Annotated in this window: 16 protein-coding genes; 6 read left to right on the forward strand and 10 right to left on the reverse strand. The window is 37.9% G+C overall.

What is annotated here, in order from left to right:
- Nucleotides 1-24: 24 nt before the first annotated feature.
- The 4 genes from JMN32_RS05895 to JMN32_RS05910 are packed head-to-tail and all read right to left on the reverse strand — an operon-like array spanning nucleotide 25 to nucleotide 5,114.
- Entirely contained in the window at nucleotides 25-1,617 is a 1,593-nt protein-coding gene (locus JMN32_RS05895; RefSeq protein ID WP_202855378.1) for a phage tail sheath family protein, read from the reverse strand.
- Nucleotides 1,618-1,651: 34 nt separating this feature from the next.
- Nucleotides 1,652-2,725: a hypothetical protein gene (locus tag JMN32_RS05900; RefSeq protein WP_202855379.1), complete on the reverse strand. Its 1,074-nt coding sequence runs from the start codon at nucleotides 2,723-2,725 to the stop codon at nucleotides 1,652-1,654.
- Nucleotides 2,726-2,729: 4 nt separating this feature from the next.
- Nucleotides 2,730-3,278 (reverse strand): DUF4255 domain-containing protein, encoded by a 549-nt coding sequence (locus JMN32_RS05905; RefSeq protein ID WP_202855380.1) that lies wholly within the window; start codon nucleotides 3,276-3,278, stop codon nucleotides 2,730-2,732.
- 27 nt (nucleotides 3,279-3,305) lie between these two features.
- Nucleotides 3,306-5,114 carry a glycosyl hydrolase family 18 protein gene (locus tag JMN32_RS05910; protein ID WP_202855381.1) on the reverse strand — a complete coding sequence of 603 codons (1,809 nt, stop codon included), beginning with the start codon at nucleotides 5,112-5,114 and terminating at the stop codon, nucleotides 3,306-3,308.
- 719 nt (nucleotides 5,115-5,833) lie between these two features.
- Here JMN32_RS05910 and JMN32_RS05915 point away from each other — a divergent pair.
- Nucleotides 5,834-7,372 (forward strand): SulP family inorganic anion transporter, encoded by a 1,539-nt coding sequence (locus JMN32_RS05915; RefSeq protein ID WP_202855382.1) that lies wholly within the window; start codon nucleotides 5,834-5,836, stop codon nucleotides 7,370-7,372.
- A gap of 319 nt (nucleotides 7,373-7,691) precedes the next feature.
- Nucleotides 7,692-8,024, forward strand: coding sequence for a hypothetical protein (locus JMN32_RS05920; RefSeq protein ID WP_202855383.1), 333 nt, complete (start codon nucleotides 7,692-7,694; stop codon nucleotides 8,022-8,024).
- Between the two features lie 268 nt (nucleotides 8,025-8,292).
- Here JMN32_RS05920 and JMN32_RS05925 read toward each other — a convergent pair whose 3' ends face one another.
- Nucleotides 8,293-9,276, reverse strand: a complete 984-nt coding sequence (locus JMN32_RS05925) for a type I phosphomannose isomerase catalytic subunit (protein WP_202855384.1) — start codon at nucleotides 9,274-9,276, stop codon at nucleotides 8,293-8,295.
- Between the two features lie 114 nt (nucleotides 9,277-9,390).
- Here JMN32_RS05925 and JMN32_RS05930 point away from each other — a divergent pair, with 114 nt between their 5' ends.
- Nucleotides 9,391-10,143 carry a 7-carboxy-7-deazaguanine synthase QueE gene (locus tag JMN32_RS05930; protein WP_202855385.1) on the forward strand — a complete coding sequence of 251 codons (753 nt, stop codon included), beginning with the start codon at nucleotides 9,391-9,393 and terminating at the stop codon, nucleotides 10,141-10,143.
- Nucleotides 10,144-10,235: 92 nt separating this feature from the next.
- Here JMN32_RS05930 and JMN32_RS05935 read toward each other — a convergent pair whose 3' ends face one another.
- Nucleotides 10,236-12,035, reverse strand: coding sequence for an SLC13 family permease (locus JMN32_RS05935; RefSeq protein ID WP_202855386.1), 1,800 nt, complete (start codon nucleotides 12,033-12,035; stop codon nucleotides 10,236-10,238).
- Nucleotides 12,036-12,039: 4 nt separating this feature from the next.
- Nucleotides 12,040-12,279 (reverse strand): DUF202 domain-containing protein, encoded by a 240-nt coding sequence (locus JMN32_RS05940; protein ID WP_202855387.1) that lies wholly within the window; start codon nucleotides 12,277-12,279, stop codon nucleotides 12,040-12,042.
- 84 nt (nucleotides 12,280-12,363) lie between these two features.
- On the opposite strand from JMN32_RS05940, the gene JMN32_RS05945 reads away from it, so the two are divergent.
- The 3 genes from JMN32_RS05945 to JMN32_RS05955 all read left to right on the forward strand — a co-directional run bounded on the left by JMN32_RS05945 (nucleotide 12,364) and on the right by JMN32_RS05955 (nucleotide 14,645).
- Entirely contained in the window at nucleotides 12,364-13,254 is an 891-nt protein-coding gene (locus JMN32_RS05945) for a mechanosensitive ion channel family protein (RefSeq protein WP_202855388.1), read from the forward strand.
- Nucleotides 13,255-13,447: 193 nt separating this feature from the next.
- Nucleotides 13,448-14,395 carry a CHAD domain-containing protein gene (locus JMN32_RS05950; RefSeq protein ID WP_202855389.1) on the forward strand — a complete coding sequence of 316 codons (948 nt, stop codon included), beginning with the start codon at nucleotides 13,448-13,450 and terminating at the stop codon, nucleotides 14,393-14,395.
- A 97-nt stretch (nucleotides 14,396-14,492) separates the two neighbouring features.
- Nucleotides 14,493-14,645: a hypothetical protein gene (locus JMN32_RS05955; RefSeq protein WP_202855390.1), complete on the forward strand. Its 153-nt coding sequence runs from the start codon at nucleotides 14,493-14,495 to the stop codon at nucleotides 14,643-14,645.
- Nucleotides 14,646-14,738: 93 nt separating this feature from the next.
- On the opposite strand, the gene JMN32_RS05960 is transcribed toward JMN32_RS05955, so the two are convergent.
- The 3 genes from JMN32_RS05960 to JMN32_RS05970 form a co-directional block, all read right to left on the reverse strand.
- On the reverse strand, nucleotides 14,739-15,335 hold the full coding sequence (locus JMN32_RS05960) for a superoxide dismutase family protein (RefSeq protein WP_202855391.1): 597 nt from the start codon (nucleotides 15,333-15,335) through the stop codon (nucleotides 14,739-14,741).
- Nucleotides 15,336-15,427: 92 nt separating this feature from the next.
- Nucleotides 15,428-15,712 carry a GNAT family N-acetyltransferase gene (locus JMN32_RS05965; RefSeq protein ID WP_202855392.1) on the reverse strand — a complete coding sequence of 95 codons (285 nt, stop codon included), beginning with the start codon at nucleotides 15,710-15,712 and terminating at the stop codon, nucleotides 15,428-15,430.
- Nucleotides 15,713-15,746: 34 nt separating this feature from the next.
- Nucleotides 15,747-16,373 (reverse strand): inorganic pyrophosphatase, encoded by a 627-nt coding sequence (locus JMN32_RS05970; RefSeq protein ID WP_202855393.1) that lies wholly within the window; start codon nucleotides 16,371-16,373, stop codon nucleotides 15,747-15,749.
- Between the last annotated feature and the right edge of the window lie 95 nt (nucleotides 16,374-16,468).

Here is a 16,468-nt window from a genome sequence, read left to right on the forward strand (position 1 = left end):
ATGATTACTCTGCTAAAGATTCAATTAAGCATCTTGCATTTTCTGCTCGAAAGTAATCACGATGAATTCTGCAGGACGAGATACAGCAACTTTAACTGTTATTCTCATGATTCCATCCAGAATATCTGCAGGGGTCATAGTAGTGCCTAAACCGATCTGTACTTCATAAGCAGCATCAGGAGTAGTACCTACCAAACCTCCTTGTTTCCATAAATTATTCAGGAATGAATTGATCATACTTCTGATCAGAATCCAGGTATTAGCCGAGTTAGACTCATAAACATATGGCTTAGCAGCATACTTAATTGATTGCTCAATAAAGCTTACTGTTCTTCTAACGTTTATAAATTTCCAATCTCCACTGTTTCCATCCAATGTTCTGGCACCCCAAACTAAAGTACCTTCACCAATAAATGATCTGATAGCATTCACTGATTTTCCAGAAGGAGTAACATTAAGATCTTCCTGGTCGTCGTGCGTAAGGTTTACTGCAGGTGAAATAGCAGAACCATAGCTTACGTTAGCAGGAGCTTTCCAAACACCTCTTGTTGCATCAACAGCACTGTAAAGACCAGCCATACCAGCACTTGGAGGAAGAATGTTTAGTATTCTCTTAACTTTCTGCATGATCTTTTTGTATGCAGGACTAATGGCAGATAAAGTCTGGTTCAGGCTCTCAGCATCAACTCCTGACTGTGATAATCTTTTGATCTCAGCTTTTAACTCTTCAGCTTTCTTCCTATCTCCACTATCAGCTTCTTTTGAAAGTACATCTTCCAAAACATCAAGGTTAGAAATATTTCTGAAGCTTAACTCATCATTTTGAACGATAGAAGTGTAAACATATGGATAATAAGCTGCACCATAAGCAAGGAAGTTGCTTCCTACACCTTCTCTAAATCTGGTGACAACGTCGTTCTTGTCATAAGTTCTTGACTGGAATCCGTTGTACACATCAATAACTGCAAATCTGTTCTTGATTTTAAGTCCGCAGTGCATCAGCATTTGCTGCTGCAATCCGTAGCAATCAGCTTCTTCAAGCATTACAGCCTCAGGAATTACAAGTATAGTTGGCTCTTCCTGGCTGATCAAAGCATCCATACCGCCTTGAAGGGCCTTTTTAGTAATTGCATTCACCTTTCTTTCTGCAGCTTTTGCTGGTGTTGCTGGTGTTGCATCACCTTTTTTGTTTTTATCTGCAGCAGACGGTGCTGAAGAAGGGGCACCAGCCACGCTAGAATAATAAGATCCTACAGAAATAATGTAGCAAGTGCTACCACCGTTGGCAAAAAACAATCTGATGCTATCATAAAAGATGAAGCGTGAATTGTTTTCAGGTACTACCTGGTAGCCTTTACCTTCAACTTCAAAATCAGCTTCCTCACCAGATGCTGCCTGAATAGTAAAAGGAGCCTGAAAACCACCGCCGAATATATTATGAAATTCTGCAAGCGAAGATATCCTTACTGGTTTGTTAATTAGAGACTGACCATCCCTTACAGTTCTCTCCGTATATCCAATAAAGGCAGGGACAGCAGTTGGTATGCTGGCTGTCGAATTGGGAAAAGAACTCTTCTCGTCAATGTAAACCCCAGGGGTTGCAAGTGTTTGGGCCATAGTTGTTAATTTAAATTAGTTGATTATTCAATTTTTATATATACACAATTAATTCAGAATATACTTTTGAAGACTCACTCCTAGATTCCGGCTTTATGGAATCTGGAGTCGGCGTAGGTAGCCTGTTTAAATAAGCCTCACCATTCCCCCCTGCTCTTTTACTCTTGCTTAGTTTTAAATTATATTTTGGAACCTCTATAAGCGGCAGTGGCGTACTCGCTTCAAAAAGGTATGCTGTATCCCCGTTTGGCAATTTTACTTTATCAGGCCCTTTAAACGGAATATCCTGCCCCTCTGAATGTATGGACGATTTCTCTAGGGGCAACTTGTATTTTGACACAATAAAATACTTCCAATAGGTTGACCTCGAATCAAAATGCAATGTGAATTCCTTCGAAGGAAGTACCTCTCCTTTCTCTAGTGTCGCTATAAGTTCCTTTTTCTCCTTGCCCTTCAGACTAACCGTAACCATAGCTATACCTGTTTGCCTCATTAACTTCTGTGTAACATAAGCAAAACGCATTTTCTCTTTTCCATTTTCACAAACGGTGTAACAGCCTTGTTTCAGTCTGCCCATCTGGAAAAGGTATTTTGATAATCCTGTCACCTTCTGGTCTATAACGGTTCTACCCTCTTCATCCTTTAGTTCAAGGTGTGCTTCTTTAGATGATTCTATATTATAATAAAAATCCCCTTTTTTAATAGGCAACCTATCATCTTTTGAAACATGTTCAGCTTTATGAAGCAGGTAGTTATCATCCTTTATTTTTCGGGCGTTGAGAGTGTTAAAGTAGAATATAGTCCCCACACTCTCTGTTGCCATATCAGTAAAATTGACAAAAGAACTATTAGTTGTTGTGAGTATAAAAGAGAACTCTATATCCTCGTTATTTAATAAATAATGTAGCAAACCATCCGAATTGACAACATCATATGAAAGAGATATGCCATTTTCGGAGTTCTTTATTAAAACCCCCATTGCCTCGGCAAGCCTTGCACTTTGTGTTGTTGGAACAAAACGCACATCACGATTTAAGTTTTTCACATAGTAATTATGCTTAACTTTTAACTCAGCAAACGGACGATATTGGAACTGTATCTCTATCATTCAATTATAAAATATTGCTGCTAAGACCTGAGAAAACTGCGGTATCACCAAGGAAGTTATCATCCTTAATAGGCACCATACGTACTTTATATAAAATTGATGGTAAATACTTACCTCCTATAATACCCCACAACTGACTAAGTGACTGTATATCCAGATTAGATATTTCAAAGGTTATTTTATCAATACCTGGATCCAATCCGGGTGTATTTTGGTGATTAAAAACCTTGTTTGCCTGAAAGAAACTTATTATACCAGACAAGTACTTAAATGAATCCTGATAGTTGTCTTCAACAAAGTATGCTGAGATCAACGTATGAATATTAATATTAATAGGGGCCTCCAATAAAGACACCGAATTGGGCCTTGTATTGACTGCTTCCTGCTGAACATTAGCCAATGTAATTATAAGCTTATCCGATTCTGTTAATGCAGCACTACCATCCTGGTTAACCAGATTGGACACTATCACAAAATCATCTCCAGTCGAAAACTTATTAGCGAAATAACTGTTAAGTCTTTCGGACATGGCCATGAAAACAGATTCTATCATAAACTTATGTTTTTAGGTTCAGGTTAATTACGGTAGGTTCTTTTCAGAAATGAACCTATGGCTAAATAGCAGGAATATTATAACCCCAATTACAAAGCCTCCAAGTAGATATGAAACCTCTTTGAGCCCCATATACTGCAAAGCGATAAAAATCAGTGCTATCCCTAAAATTATTAAAAGTGTAATACCGGATTTAATTAATAGTTTAAAAACTCTCTTTAGCCTGTGTCCATACCTGTACAGCAGGAAAAATCCTCCCATACTCAATCCGAAAATAGCTCCAAAAATGCTAAACAATGGTCTGGGGTTTCTCACGAGCATATATGGGTTGTTTAATACTCTAAATGCGAGACTTAAATATCTTCTGAAACTATAGCGACTCCTACTTTTCGCTACGGCGATAGCTTCTTTATCGCTTAATGCAAATTTTGTTGCTAATAACTCCCATAGCTCAGTATAGCCATTGTCATAACCAAGAGCCCATATACCGATACCACCAAGGTCATTTTCAATAACCCAGTCATATTTCTTACTAAGGGAAGTACTATCTTCATACCATATTTGCCTGTAATCATTATTGCTATCCCGATAAACGTAAAACTTACTTTTACTGACATCATCTTCACAGCAACCACTGTTATAATGATTCTTTCTTATATCTCGGAACATGGGATAACGAACAAACCTTTTAACCTTTGATGGAAACCTCAAATCATAAGTTTCCCACTCTGCGCCGTAGTAGGGCAAGCCTAATAGCAATTTGGATTTAGGGATACCTAAAGTCAAGTACTCATTGACTGCACTTTCAAGGTTGTATTGCCACCATATGTTACCGCTACCTAATGGAGCCACTGGCCCCGCCACCTTACTATTTGCCCCGTAAAACTCATATCCCATCACCACATAAGTATCAATATACTGGTTCAACTGGGGTATATCGTACACATTATCAAAATCAAGAGCCGGAATAGCTAATGTAATTCTATAGTCCTTTCTTGCCGTTTTCAAACTGGAAGAAAGATCAATAATGAAGTTATTAAATGCAGCCCTGGAACTACCGGGAATTTGCTCGAAGTCAATATTTACTCCATCAGCATCTCTCTCTTTTAGTAATGATATCAGAGTGTTAATAAAATTTGCCTGCGCTTTTTGATTAGATAGGAAAGCTGCATTATTCGCTCTACCAAAGTTGGTCACACTCAACAAGACATCACAATTATATTTTTTTGCTGAGTCTACAAGTGCAGTAGTTTTCCAGTCATGAATAGTTCTATATGCACCAGTAGCAGGGTCAAGTTCGTAAGAAAAATATGCTATTGTGGACAATAATGAGAAATTGTAGCTCTTGTAGGCAGTACCCATCCAGAAAGGGTGCCATCCAAACACCTGTTTTGAACTATCCAGCTCATGAACTTTTTTATATACATTGGTATGAGTAAACAGGTATTTTTTTCTCCAATCATCTTCTTTTCTGGTGTTAGAAGGTGTTTTCTTTTTAACAGAGAAGAACCTCTCCTCAAAGGCTAATGTATCAATCACTTTAGCCTCTCCATCAGCTGCCACTCCACCTATTTCCTGCTCGGCCCTGAATACAGAATCCCTGATCTGCTTCTCGGTTATTGCACTATCCATTTGCGCCTGCACTGTTTTCAGCTCAGTACTTAACTTTTCAACTTCCTCTTGTTCCTTTTCACTAACTTTATTGGTAATAGACTGGTCTGCAAAATCATTTAACTTTCCTTTTAAGCCTTCTTGAGCTACTGCACTTACCGAAAATAAAAACATTACTCCTGCCATGAGCAATATCAGCCTTATCGACTGAATTAAACCTGACATAAAGAGATCCATTTTCCTAATTATAACACGCATGCCAACAATCTAAATAAGTATATTCATTCTTTCCAGTAAGCAACCCAACGCTTATCGTTCGCAGTTCAACATTCAAAACACCAGTAAAAGCAAACGAAATAACATTTTCAAGTCTGTTGCAAGTATATATTGGAAATTTATAATTTAAAAACATAATATAATTTATTTGAGAAATAATCTCAATTATAAAACATAACTAAAAAAAGATTTAAAGAATTGAAAGATCATAAATACCCTATAAATCAGATTATTACAGAAGGATTATTCAAACAATTCATCAATTTTCAGTCTTCTTATATTTCATTATCAATCCTCTTATTAATTTAAATCGGACGAAAATATAAAAGCTCAAAAATGATTTACAAAGGCAATGTGCTTTTTTTTGTAAAAAAGATGAAAAAAAAAGAAAACATCAGGAAATCAAATTTGTTTTCACAGAACTTATTTCTTTATCCCAGTTCACAATGCGAAAAATTATTCCAAAAAAAATACAGCCTTAAACCCTTGTAAATAATACACTTTTCATTAAATTCGCGCCTTCTTTATGACAAGCGTTTTATATTCCAGCCTCACTCCACCTTGATTTTTAAATTCAATCCTCTCAGGTTTAATATTTTACTCTGTTTATACAAGTACTAGTTCATCATCAAACAATGATTTGAAAAGCATTTATTTCAACTACTATAATGACGTTTATTCAGCAATTAAAAAACAAAGGTTTTAATCCTAAGAACGAAATTTTATCAGGCCTCACAGTTTCACTCGCCCTTGTTCCTGAAGCGGTAGCATTTTCCATTATAGCCAATGTAAGCCCATTAATAGGACTTTACACTGCATTTATAATTGGTTTAATCACTTCGCTTCTAGGCGGCCGTCCGGGAATGATTTCCGGAGCTACAGGAGCAATTGCCGTGGTTGTGGTCAGCCTTGTGGCTAGACATGGAGTAGAATATTTATTTGCTGCGGTTGTATTGATGGGGATCATCCAGATCGTTATCGGCATTTTGCGTATGGGTAAGTTTATCAGACTTGTCCCTCAACCCGTAATTTACGGCTTTCTCAATGGTCTTGCCCTTGTAATATTTCTATCACAATTGGCACAATTTAAAATTAAGGATGCAAGTGGTGTTGAACATTGGCTACAAGGTGAACCTCTTTACATCATGTTAGGGTTGGTTTTAGTGACCATGGCAATAATTCACTTCTTACCCAAAATCACCAAAGCTTTCCCCTCATCCCTGGCAGCCATACTGAGTATTTCGGCTATTGTAATATTTGCAGGCATTCCTACCAAAACTGTTGGAGATATAGCATCAATAGCTGGTGGACTACCAAAGTTTCACCTACCATTAGTATCTATCAATTGGGAAACTATCAAGATAATATTCCCTTACTCTTTAATAATGGCTCTTGTAGGGTTAATTGAGAGTCTTTTAACACTTGCAGTTGTAGATGAAATGACAGAAACCAGAGGTCGTGGTAATAAAGAGGCTATAGCTCAGGGTATCGCCAATATAACAACAGGTTTTTTTGGAGGTATGGGTGGCTGTGCAATGATTGGGCAGAGTATTATCAACGTCAGCTCTGGAGGTCGTTTCAGGCTTTCAGGAATTGTAGCCGCTATCTTTTTATTGCTATTTATACTGTTCGGAGCTCCACTAATAGAACAAATACCCATGGCTGCATTAGTAGGGCTTATGGTAATGGTGTCAATCGGCACATTTGAATGGGCCAGCTTAAGAATATTTAGAAAAGTACCATTAACCGATGTAATTGTTATGGTTTTGGTTGCAGGAGTAACCGTTGTATTTCACAATCTTGCTGTTGCAGTAATATTGGGAGTGGTAATTTCTGCCTTAGCTTTTGCATGGGAAAATGCCAAACGCATCAGAGCTAGAAAAAGCATAGATGAACACGGGTATAAGCACTATGAGATTTACGGTCCATTATTTTTCGGTTCCGTAACAGCCTTTAACGAAAAGTTTGATGTTGCTAACGATCCCGAACATGTAGTAATTGACTTCAAGGAATCAAAGGTTGTCGATCACAGCGCTATTGAAGCTCTCAATAAGGTAACTGAAAGATATGCCAGAAATGGCAAAAAGGTACACCTCCGACATTTAAGTGAAGACTGCAGAACACTTATGAACAATGCGTCTGCCATAATAGAGGTTAACTATTATGAAGATCCTACCTACAAGGTAGCAACGGATCAGATCAGTTAAATTGTAGATAACCAAACTTACCGGACACCGTGCTGATACCTTCACTAACCTTTGAGCACGGTGTCCCTACCCCTATTTCCCTCTCCTTTTGTCCTAAAATCAATCCCTTCATTATCAACAGTAATTTATTATATTGATAATGAGATAAATAGAAATTCATCAAACACTTTAGAGGTTTCTTTCCTGACTTTGATAAATATCCCAAGCTTAACCATAATATGATAATAGATTCGCAGTAAGTCCACAAATGTTACCTGTCTCCATCGGAATAGTTTTCAATTATAAGAATACTTATACTCATGATCTGAAATCGTTGGCTATGAAATGTACTTACAAACTACTAAAGTATGGCGTGTTGATTTTCCTATTACTAAACTCAACAGCCGCTTACACTCAGGTAGACACAACTACAACAGACCTTTTTGACCTGACACTCGAAGAACTGCTAAACATTGAAATAAGCAGCGCATCAAAGACCTTTCAGAAAATATCTGACGCTCCCAGTGTAGTTTCTCTTGTGAATCAAACTCAAATTCAAAAGTACGGATGGGTAAGCATCCATGGTATTATGGGGAATATGCCTGGTTTTTCACTGCCCAAAGACTATGACAGGCGAACACTGTCCAGCCGAGGGCTTTATGAACCGAGCTAAAAGAAGTGTACTCTTCGATGTGAAATTTACATTTTGATTTGGGACAGCATCTCAATAAATGGAAGGGCTCTAAAAACCCAAAGGCGAGTTAAACTCGCCTTTGGGTTGGCTAGCATTTACAACAACATACATTGTCATAAATCGCTGTACAGCCTCCTTACACTAAGAGATAATGATCTCAGTCGTGTAGTATAAATTTAATCAATTGATATCTATAACTCAATAACAATGTCATTTAATTTTTAAAAATATTGGAACAACACATACCCTATTGATCAATATATACCTCCAACAACTCCAAGCTTTGCTCAGGCTGCATACTGATCTTTTTAAGTACTGCAGGAATTAAAAACACATCACCTTGAACTACTTGTTGCTCTCCTCCATCATATTTCATTATACCACTCCCTTCAGTGCATATATATATCACAAAAGAGTCTAGATTTGAATAGTCTAGGTTCTTTCCCTCAGTCAGCATATACTTGTTGGTTGTAAAGTATGGTGACCTAACCAATTCAGTACGTTTGTTAAGACTGGGTTTATAAAGTGTTTTATAGTTTTCATGGAAGTCATAATCTAAGGCATCCAGTGCCTCCTCTACATGCAACTCTCTCTTGTTACCTTGGGCATCTACCCTATCAAAGTCGTATATTCGGTAAGTAAGATCCGATGTTTGTTGTATTTCTGCCAGCAAAATGCCTTTCCCAATTGTATGGATACGACCTGCTGGAATATAAAAAACATCGCCTTTCTCAACCTCCACTCTATTCAGAATTTCATTTAATGTCCCCTTGTTAAAGTGTTCACTGTATAACTCTTTATTAAGCGGACGGTTAAAACCTGCAATAAGTGAAGCTCCTTCATCCGCCTGCATGATATACCACATTTCTGTTTTACCCATTCCGTTATGCCTGCTCTTCGCCAGTTCATCATTAGGATGCACCTGAACTGAAAGGTCCTGCTGAGCATCAATAAACTTTATGAGTAAAGGAAACTCACTCCCAAAATGGGCAACAACCTGCTTCCCCATAATTTCATTAGGGAATTTTTCGAGCAACTCATCTAAAGCACCTCCTTTAAATTCTCCATTTGCTATTCTGGAGATATTCCCATTAACGGTTGATAACTCCCAGGTTTCTCCGCAATTTTCATGAGGACTAAAGTCTTTTTTCAGGATGGTCTTAATCTTATCTCCGCCCCATAATTTTTCCTTAAAAATGGTTTCAAATTTCAGTGGGTAAAGGCTATTCATCTGCTTCTGTTTATCTTAATGTATTTAATGATGGGACCGAAATTTACGTATCTTTTAATAATCAACAAGAAACTTCATTATAATCTAACTATTTTTGCAGCAAAATTTTAATTAATGAAGCTGGCAAAATTCAACAAGAAGGCAGAAATTTTTTATACAATTCAGGGAGAAGGAAAGAATATTGGACGTCCTAGTATTTTTATTCGCACTTCTCTTTGCAACCTACATTGCTCATGGTGTGACACTGACTATACCTGGAACTGGATAGGCACCCCGTTCAAACATGAAAAAGATGCTGAACCAGGTTATAAGAAGTATTCTAAATCAGAATATATAGTACAGCTTTCAGTAGATGAAATTGCAGAAGAACTCAGCAAAATTAATTGCAAAAATATAGTCCTAACAGGTGGTGAGCCTCTTCTCCAACAATCAGAGCTTTTGGAATTAATGCACTTGCTAAGAAAAAATGGCCCAACGTATCGCTTTGAGACAGAAACAAATGGTACCATTTTGCCCTCAGAACAATTCGACAACCTTATAGATCAATATAATGTTTCCCCAAAATTGAAAAACTCAAACAACCCACTAAAAATGAGAGAAAAACCAGAGGTTTATAAATTCTTCTCAGGCAATGCAAAAGCAGTTTTCAAGTTTGTAGTCAGTAGCTCCAATGATCTTGACGAAATTCTGGACCTTATTGCAAGATATGCCATAAGCCCCGAACGTGTATATCTAATGCCAGAAGGCACTTCGACGGAAAAGCTTCAGGCAAAACAGCAATGGCTGATTAATGAATGCAAAAATCATCATTTAAATTATACAGACAGGTTGCACATTCATATCTACGGCAACAAAAGAGGGGTTTAAGCAAATGAGTGAAACACTCACAAAACAGTAAGGCTTAGCTTCGGACTATAAGTCTGCAACCCTGACAAGGCCTACGCAAGAGGGAAAGCATTTTACATATAGAGTCGTGGGATAAGAAACGTTGCCAACGCCCAAAATATAAGGCACAGCAGCCCTCCCACTTTAAAAAAATCGGTAAACTTATAATTACCAGGTCCATAGACCATTGCATTTGTCTGGTACCCCACGGGTGTCAAAAAACTAGTGTTAGCACCAAAAAGAATAGCTATAACCAAAGGTTCCGGCGGCATTTCTAATCCGGAAGCTATTCTTATGGCAATGGGTACCAGCAACACAGCAGTAGCTTGATTTGATATAACTCCTGTAAGCAATGTGGTAAGTAAAAAAAGCCCCGATACAACAAATGTAGGGGATGTACCAGATGTAAGCTCTACAAAACCGTTAGCAATCAAAGCATCTGCCCCTGTTTTATTCAAAGCTATCCCTAATGGTATAATACCAGCCAAAAGAAAAACAACCTTCCACTCTACATTTTGATAAGCCCTTTTCAGGGTTATACACCGTGTCAGAAACATTAAAGTAACACCAATCCAGGCACTGATGAGTATAGGAAGTATATTACTAACCGCAAGTAGTATCACTCCCATGAGAATGGCTACAGAAACTGCCAGTTTATCCTTTCGATACAAGTGCTTTTCAATTTCGTCTTTGGCAATCCTTTGAATAGTTATCCAATCGTTTTTGGAATAGAAAGTCTTAGGCTCACTATCTCCATCCATTAAAAGTATGTCACCCAGGCTTATTTTATGCTCCATTAACTTCTGGTCCCCAATAATACCACCTTTTCTCACCGCCATAGGGTATGCATCATAAAACCGATAAAAATCAACATCCTTGATTTTTCTATCAATAAGGTTAGAGTTAGGCACCACCAAGACCTCAAACAGATTAGTTTCTTCCTCTTGATCATTAGAGACAGAGCTTAAACGATTGTTGGTGATTATTCTAACATTGGGATTATTCCTCAACTTAATCAACTCTTTGATATTAGCCTTCACTACCAAAATATCATTCTTCTGCAACTTCCCTACATGTATATGTGAAAACGACGCCTCTCCACTATTCCCTCTGATAACCCTAAGCACATTCAGCTCTCTCGTCGTGGCCAAGGCTCCTCCATTCAGGCTTTTATTAATCAGTGCGGAACCTTCGGGAATTATTATTTCAGTTAAATAGTTAGCCGGGCCATGACCGTCATCAATGACTTCTTCCTGGCTGCTTTCTTTTTTCAGCCAGTGCCGTCCGATGAAAATCATATAAAGCATCAGCGTAAGAAAAAGAATACCTCCCATTAAGGTAAGGTCAAATATGCGAAGCTTACCCAGCCCGTAACTTTGCCCAAGAGCGTTGATTAAAAGGTTGGTAGAAGTTCCTATCATAGTAGAAGCTCCACCTATCATGGCCGCAAAGGAAAGCGGCACAAGTAAAACCGATACTTGAATACCAGATGACCGAGCTATACGAAACATTACAGGAATAAATACAGCCACCACAGCAGTGGTATTTACAAATGCCGAAGCAAAGGCAGAAATGAGCATGATCACAATCAAAGTGACCCATTCATATTTCCCCGTAAGCCTGACCATTTTATCGCCTAAAAGCTCCACAGCACCCGTATTTTTAAGCCCTTCACTCAAAATGAGCAGAGCAAGCACAGTGGTAGTAGCTGTATTGCTAAAACCAGAAATACCCTCTTCAGGAGTCAGGATGCCCGTTGCCATTAACGAAACCATAACCAACAAGGCTGTAAGGTCTACAGATATGATCCCTGAGGTAAAAAGCACCAAAGCCCCTAATACAATGGCTAGCAATAAGACAATTTCAAAGGTCATACACTCACTTTCTCAATATTTTTTTCTTAAACCTGAAATACCTTATTGTACCATAAACAGCCATAGCAATACCCAACGTCAAAAAGACTAAGGAGAGAGCTGTAAACAACCACGAAACTAAAAACTTAAAAATAAAGGCGCTAATTCCAACCAAGGCCAATGCTCCTCTATAATAAGACATCAATGTCCTTTCATTAGCCATTTGAGTCCTGATCCTGGCAAAATAATGTCTTCTATCCCTCATAACATTTCTTTTGTATAGAATATAACAAATTGCACCATTAATTTTACTAGTTTAATGCAAGTATTAACCTACACTTGATTGTTTATGTTCAATGAGATTACAAACGCATCTGAAATAGTACTTGATAAACTAAAGGGCTGGCTAGAAGCATTAATTGTAATGCTACCCAACCTTGTAATTGCTATTCTGGTTGTGATAGTAGCATACATCATTTCCAAAATAGTAAGCAATATATTAAGTCGTGTATTGCACCGACTTATGCAAAACGAATCGGTCATTACACTTATCCGGTCCATTACTTCTTTTATCATAGTAATTGTGGGACTTATGATAGCCCTGGGTGTACTTAATCTTGACAAAACGGTAACATCTGTACTTGCCGGAGTCGGTGTAATAGGCCTAGCCTTGGGGTTTGCCTTTCAGGATGCAGCGTCAAACCTAATTTCAGGAGTAATCATGGCTGTACAAAGCCCTATCAACGTAGGTGATATCATAAAATCAAACGACATTTTCGGGACAGTTAAGGAAATAGGTTTAAGAGCTACAATAATTTATGATCCACAAGGTCAGGATGTGGTTATCCCCAACAGACTGATATTTCAAAACCTTTATACACACTATACTATAAATGGAAACAGGAGGATAGATCTGGAATGCGGAATTTCTTACGGAGACGACCTAGACAAGGTAGAGGAAATATCTATTAATGCCATCAAAAAGATACCCTACCTGCAGTCAGGAAGAAAGGTTGAGTTTTTCTACCAGGGCTTTGGGGACAGCTCCATTAACTTCGTGATAAGATATTGGGTGAATTTTAAACGTCAGCCAGATTTCCTGCAAGCGCAAAGCGATGGTATTAAAAACCTCAAAAAAGCCTACGACCAAAATGGCATTACCATTCCATTCCCAATTCGCACGCTCGATTTTGGCATTAAGGGTGGAGAGAAGCTTTCAGAGGTTTTAAAAAAGAATTAACACTCCTGATCATTTATTTTTACCAAGATCAATTCCATTTTTGAATTGATAAAAGTAACTTTTGGAAGAGAAGTTTTGATTTACTCTGCCAAAATGGTGATTTATGACCAGGTTTTATTGGCTCTGTAAAGTTAACTGCTTAAATCTGCCACTAAGTGAATCAAGAGTTCTATGGTATTTCTTGTTTTCAACAATGAGTTTGCAATTAAAAAGATCTGAAGATTTTTCCACCGGTATTACTCGTCTAGTAAAAGAGCAAGTCCAGCGTGCTTACAATATGCTCAATAGCACCCAGTCTTCTGACCGACATGAAATCATACACGAACTGCGGAAGACATTCAAAATACTTAGGGCAATATTTAGATTAATTAAGGACGAAATTGGTAAGAGTGAGTATAAAAAAGAAAATATTTTCTACAGAGATCTTGGCAGGCAAATTTCGGAGATCAGGGATAAGACAGCTGTTATTGAAACCATGGAACAACTACAGTCACAATATTCCAAAGAGTTCAGTACCGACTTGTTCGGTCCTCCTATTAAATATCAGCTACAGGAACGCCGGAAACTGGAGAATAATTATGTTAAAAATAACATACCTGGTTACCTTAAGTCGCAAATAGACAATAAACTAAAAGAAGGACACCGTTGGAACTTAAGCGTAAAGGCTTTTGACCAGATAGCTCCAAGTTTAAAAAGAGTTTACAAAAAAGGTCAAATCAGCCTTAAAATTGCTAAAGCCAGTCGGGCAACCGAAGACCTCCACGAATGGAGGAAAAGAGTAAAATATTTAAGGTATCAGATAGATACTTTATCCAGAATATGGCCAGGGATAATGGGGTCATTGGAGGATGAGTTGCATGACTTGTCGAATCTTCTGGGGTTTGACCATGATTTGTCAATTGTTCAAAAACAAATCAGCGACAATCTGGTTGTATTTGAAAACCCTGTAGACAAAGCTCTGGTAATGGCCATTATAACATCGCAACGAAATCAAATGCAAAGGCATGCATTCATTCAGGGACAAAACTGTTATTACGAAAAACCGGCGGCATTTATAGGCCGGATTCAAGCATATTGGTCAAACTATGAAAAGAAAATATCTGACAATGAATCTCTTAAAAAGAAAAATCTTAATTACTAAATTTTCTCGCAAGTTTTAGCTGTTTCGGCGCACCGAATGATGCTGGTTTCCGTTACTTAATTGTAAGTAGTTTTTGAAATTATTAAACATCAAAATTATGATTATAGATATTAGAAAACACCTCAAGGGTTTTCCAGAATCCAGCAAATATATTTCAACCAAAGAGATTGAGGAGAGAGTAAATAAGGTACTTACCTACATGAAAATGGAAATTGCTGCGCGTAAAATAGTGCTTAGTAAATCTAAATAACTGGTGAAATGTAATAATATTCAGCTATCTGCAAACTAAACCGGCTGAATAGAATCAGCCCGTTTAGCAGTTATTTATTTCATGAAATAACCTTTAATCTTTTTGAATAACACCGCAGCCTACACGTTTGCCTGCCGCACCTGATGGTTGTGATGTAAAGTCATCGGCCTGAGCATGTATAACTACCGCTTTGTCGATAATACTGGTGCTATCAGGTCCCCCAATTGTCCATCCGGAAACGGTTGCAGTAAGCTCACCTTTTCCATCTTCACCAACTTCCAGGTTGGCTATATCGCCAGCATGATATTGCTGATCAGCCGCTCTCTCTCCATGTTTCACCTTTGCAGGGTTCCAATGACCACCGGCAGATTTTGCATCAGGCGCACTGCAATCTCCGATTTCATGCAAATGGAGAGCATGCTCCCCCGGAGTAGCATTTTCCACAGTCAGTTTTAAGGTCACATCTCCGTTACCAAGATCAGTAAAAGTAGCTTCACCTGTTAATGAACTACCACTAGCACTTGAGATCACCGCTTTAGCTGTATTTAAAACTTCCTCCTCAACAGCTGGCTCTTCAGTCTCAGCTGCTGTTACTTCCTGGTCTTTTCCAGCATCTTCTTTATTTGAAGGTCCACATGCAGCTAACAACGCAAAGCCGCCAATTAATAAGTGCATTTTAAGGTTTTTCATAATATATATTTTGTTAATTTTTGTTTGATACCAATTTAAAAACATTTGAAGTTTTATGCATTGTAATTATATATGAATAAGCGTCAGCATCGTTACTCCTCCTCTAAATGCTGATATGCATCAGAGTTTCTTATTATATTTTGTACCACCGGACAACTAGGTTTCACAGAAATATCCCTCTCTTTTGCATAAGCCAGTGCAGACTCAATTAAATGCCGAGCTACCCCCATACCCCTTGAAGGCTCGGGCACACGAGTTTCTTTAAAATCAAGGCGTTTTTCTCCAATGCGATCATAAGTAAGTTGAGCCATACCACCCTTTACCTTGGCAAAAAAAAGTTTATTATTGATATCATGTTGAACATTAAGGTTATGCATAGTCAATCTCATTTATGTTCGAAAAAACATTTATTTACTGATAATGAAGCGCATAGTCTTTCTGGCTACTCCTAATCACTTCATAAGCTTCTTCCTTACCATAGATCTCAGCTATTTCCGTCGTTTTTTGAGGCTCCTCTCCAGGCATCTGTTTATATGTTAAAAAATAATGTTTCAGTCTATTGATAAGTGAATCAGGACAATCCTCAAGTGTCTTCCACTCCTGATATACCTCATCACCTTTGAGAATAGCGATAATTTTATCATCTGCTTCCCCTCCATCAATCATTCTGAAACCTCCGATAGGAATAGCCGGCACAAGGATATAGCCCTGTACAATGTTTCGTTCAGTGAGCACGCAAATATCAAGAGGGTCTCCGTCTCCTTTAATATTCTTTCTGCCGGTATGCATTTCACAAACCTGGGCCACATTTTCCGCACAATAGGTCTGAGGCACAAAACCATATAAAGCAGGTACTATATTTGAAAACTTCTGAGGACGATCCACCTTTAAAAAACCGGATTCTTTGTCGATCTCATACTTAACACCATCAGCAGGAGTCATTTCTATAAATGCATTAACAATCTCAGGAGCATCAACTCCAGTCGGTATCCCATGCCATGGATGAGACAAGTAAGGCTTATACTGTTTTGTTGTCATTTGAATTTATTAATACTATTTAATCTTTATTAACATTATTGAATCATCTTTGTTTTATATAGTAGAATTTCATAAAAATATCATTAGCGTCACTT

Source organism: Fulvivirga marina (genome assembly GCF_016775155.1).
Classification (GTDB): domain Bacteria; phylum Bacteroidota; class Bacteroidia; order Cytophagales; family Cyclobacteriaceae; genus Fulvivirga; species Fulvivirga marina.

Bases quoted from the DNA above. Each gene is read 5' to 3' on its own strand.
- JMN32_RS05935 (WP_202855386.1), bottom strand. From the start codon at position 12,035: ATGACCTTTGAAATTGTCTTATTGCTAGCCATTGTATTAGGGGCTTTG.
- JMN32_RS05920 (WP_202855383.1), top strand. From the start codon at position 7,692: ATGAAATGTACTTACAAACTACTAAAGTATGGCGTGTTGATTTTCCTA.
- JMN32_RS05900 (WP_202855379.1), bottom strand. From the start codon at position 2,725: ATGATAGAGATACAGTTCCAATATCGTCCGTTTGCTGAGTTAAAAGTT.
- JMN32_RS05945 (WP_202855388.1), top strand. From the start codon at position 12,364: ATGTTCAATGAGATTACAAACGCATCTGAAATAGTACTTGATAAACTA.
- JMN32_RS05955 (WP_202855390.1), top strand. From the start codon at position 14,493: ATGATTATAGATATTAGAAAACACCTCAAGGGTTTTCCAGAATCCAGC.
- JMN32_RS05960 (WP_202855391.1), bottom strand. From the start codon at position 15,335: ATGAAAAACCTTAAAATGCACTTATTAATTGGCGGCTTTGCGTTGTTA.
- JMN32_RS05915 (WP_202855382.1), top strand. From the start codon at position 5,834: ATGACGTTTATTCAGCAATTAAAAAACAAAGGTTTTAATCCTAAGAAC.
- JMN32_RS05950 (WP_202855389.1), top strand. From the start codon at position 13,448: ATGAGTTTGCAATTAAAAAGATCTGAAGATTTTTCCACCGGTATTACT.
- JMN32_RS05970 (WP_202855393.1), bottom strand. From the start codon at position 16,373: ATGACAACAAAACAGTATAAGCCTTACTTGTCTCATCCATGGCATGGG.
- JMN32_RS05940 (WP_202855387.1), bottom strand. From the start codon at position 12,279: ATGAGGGATAGAAGACATTATTTTGCCAGGATCAGGACTCAAATGGCT.
- JMN32_RS05910 (WP_202855381.1), bottom strand. From the start codon at position 5,114: ATGTCAGGTTTAATTCAGTCGATAAGGCTGATATTGCTCATGGCAGGA.
- JMN32_RS05930 (WP_202855385.1), top strand. From the start codon at position 9,391: ATGAAGCTGGCAAAATTCAACAAGAAGGCAGAAATTTTTTATACAATT.
- JMN32_RS05905 (WP_202855380.1), bottom strand. From the start codon at position 3,278: ATGATAGAATCTGTTTTCATGGCCATGTCCGAAAGACTTAACAGTTAT.
- JMN32_RS05925 (WP_202855384.1), bottom strand. From the start codon at position 9,276: ATGAATAGCCTTTACCCACTGAAATTTGAAACCATTTTTAAGGAAAAA.
- JMN32_RS05965 (WP_202855392.1), bottom strand. From the start codon at position 15,712: ATGCATAACCTTAATGTTCAACATGATATCAATAATAAACTTTTTTTT.
- JMN32_RS05895 (WP_202855378.1), bottom strand. From the start codon at position 1,617: ATGGCCCAAACACTTGCAACCCCTGGGGTTTACATTGACGAGAAGAGT.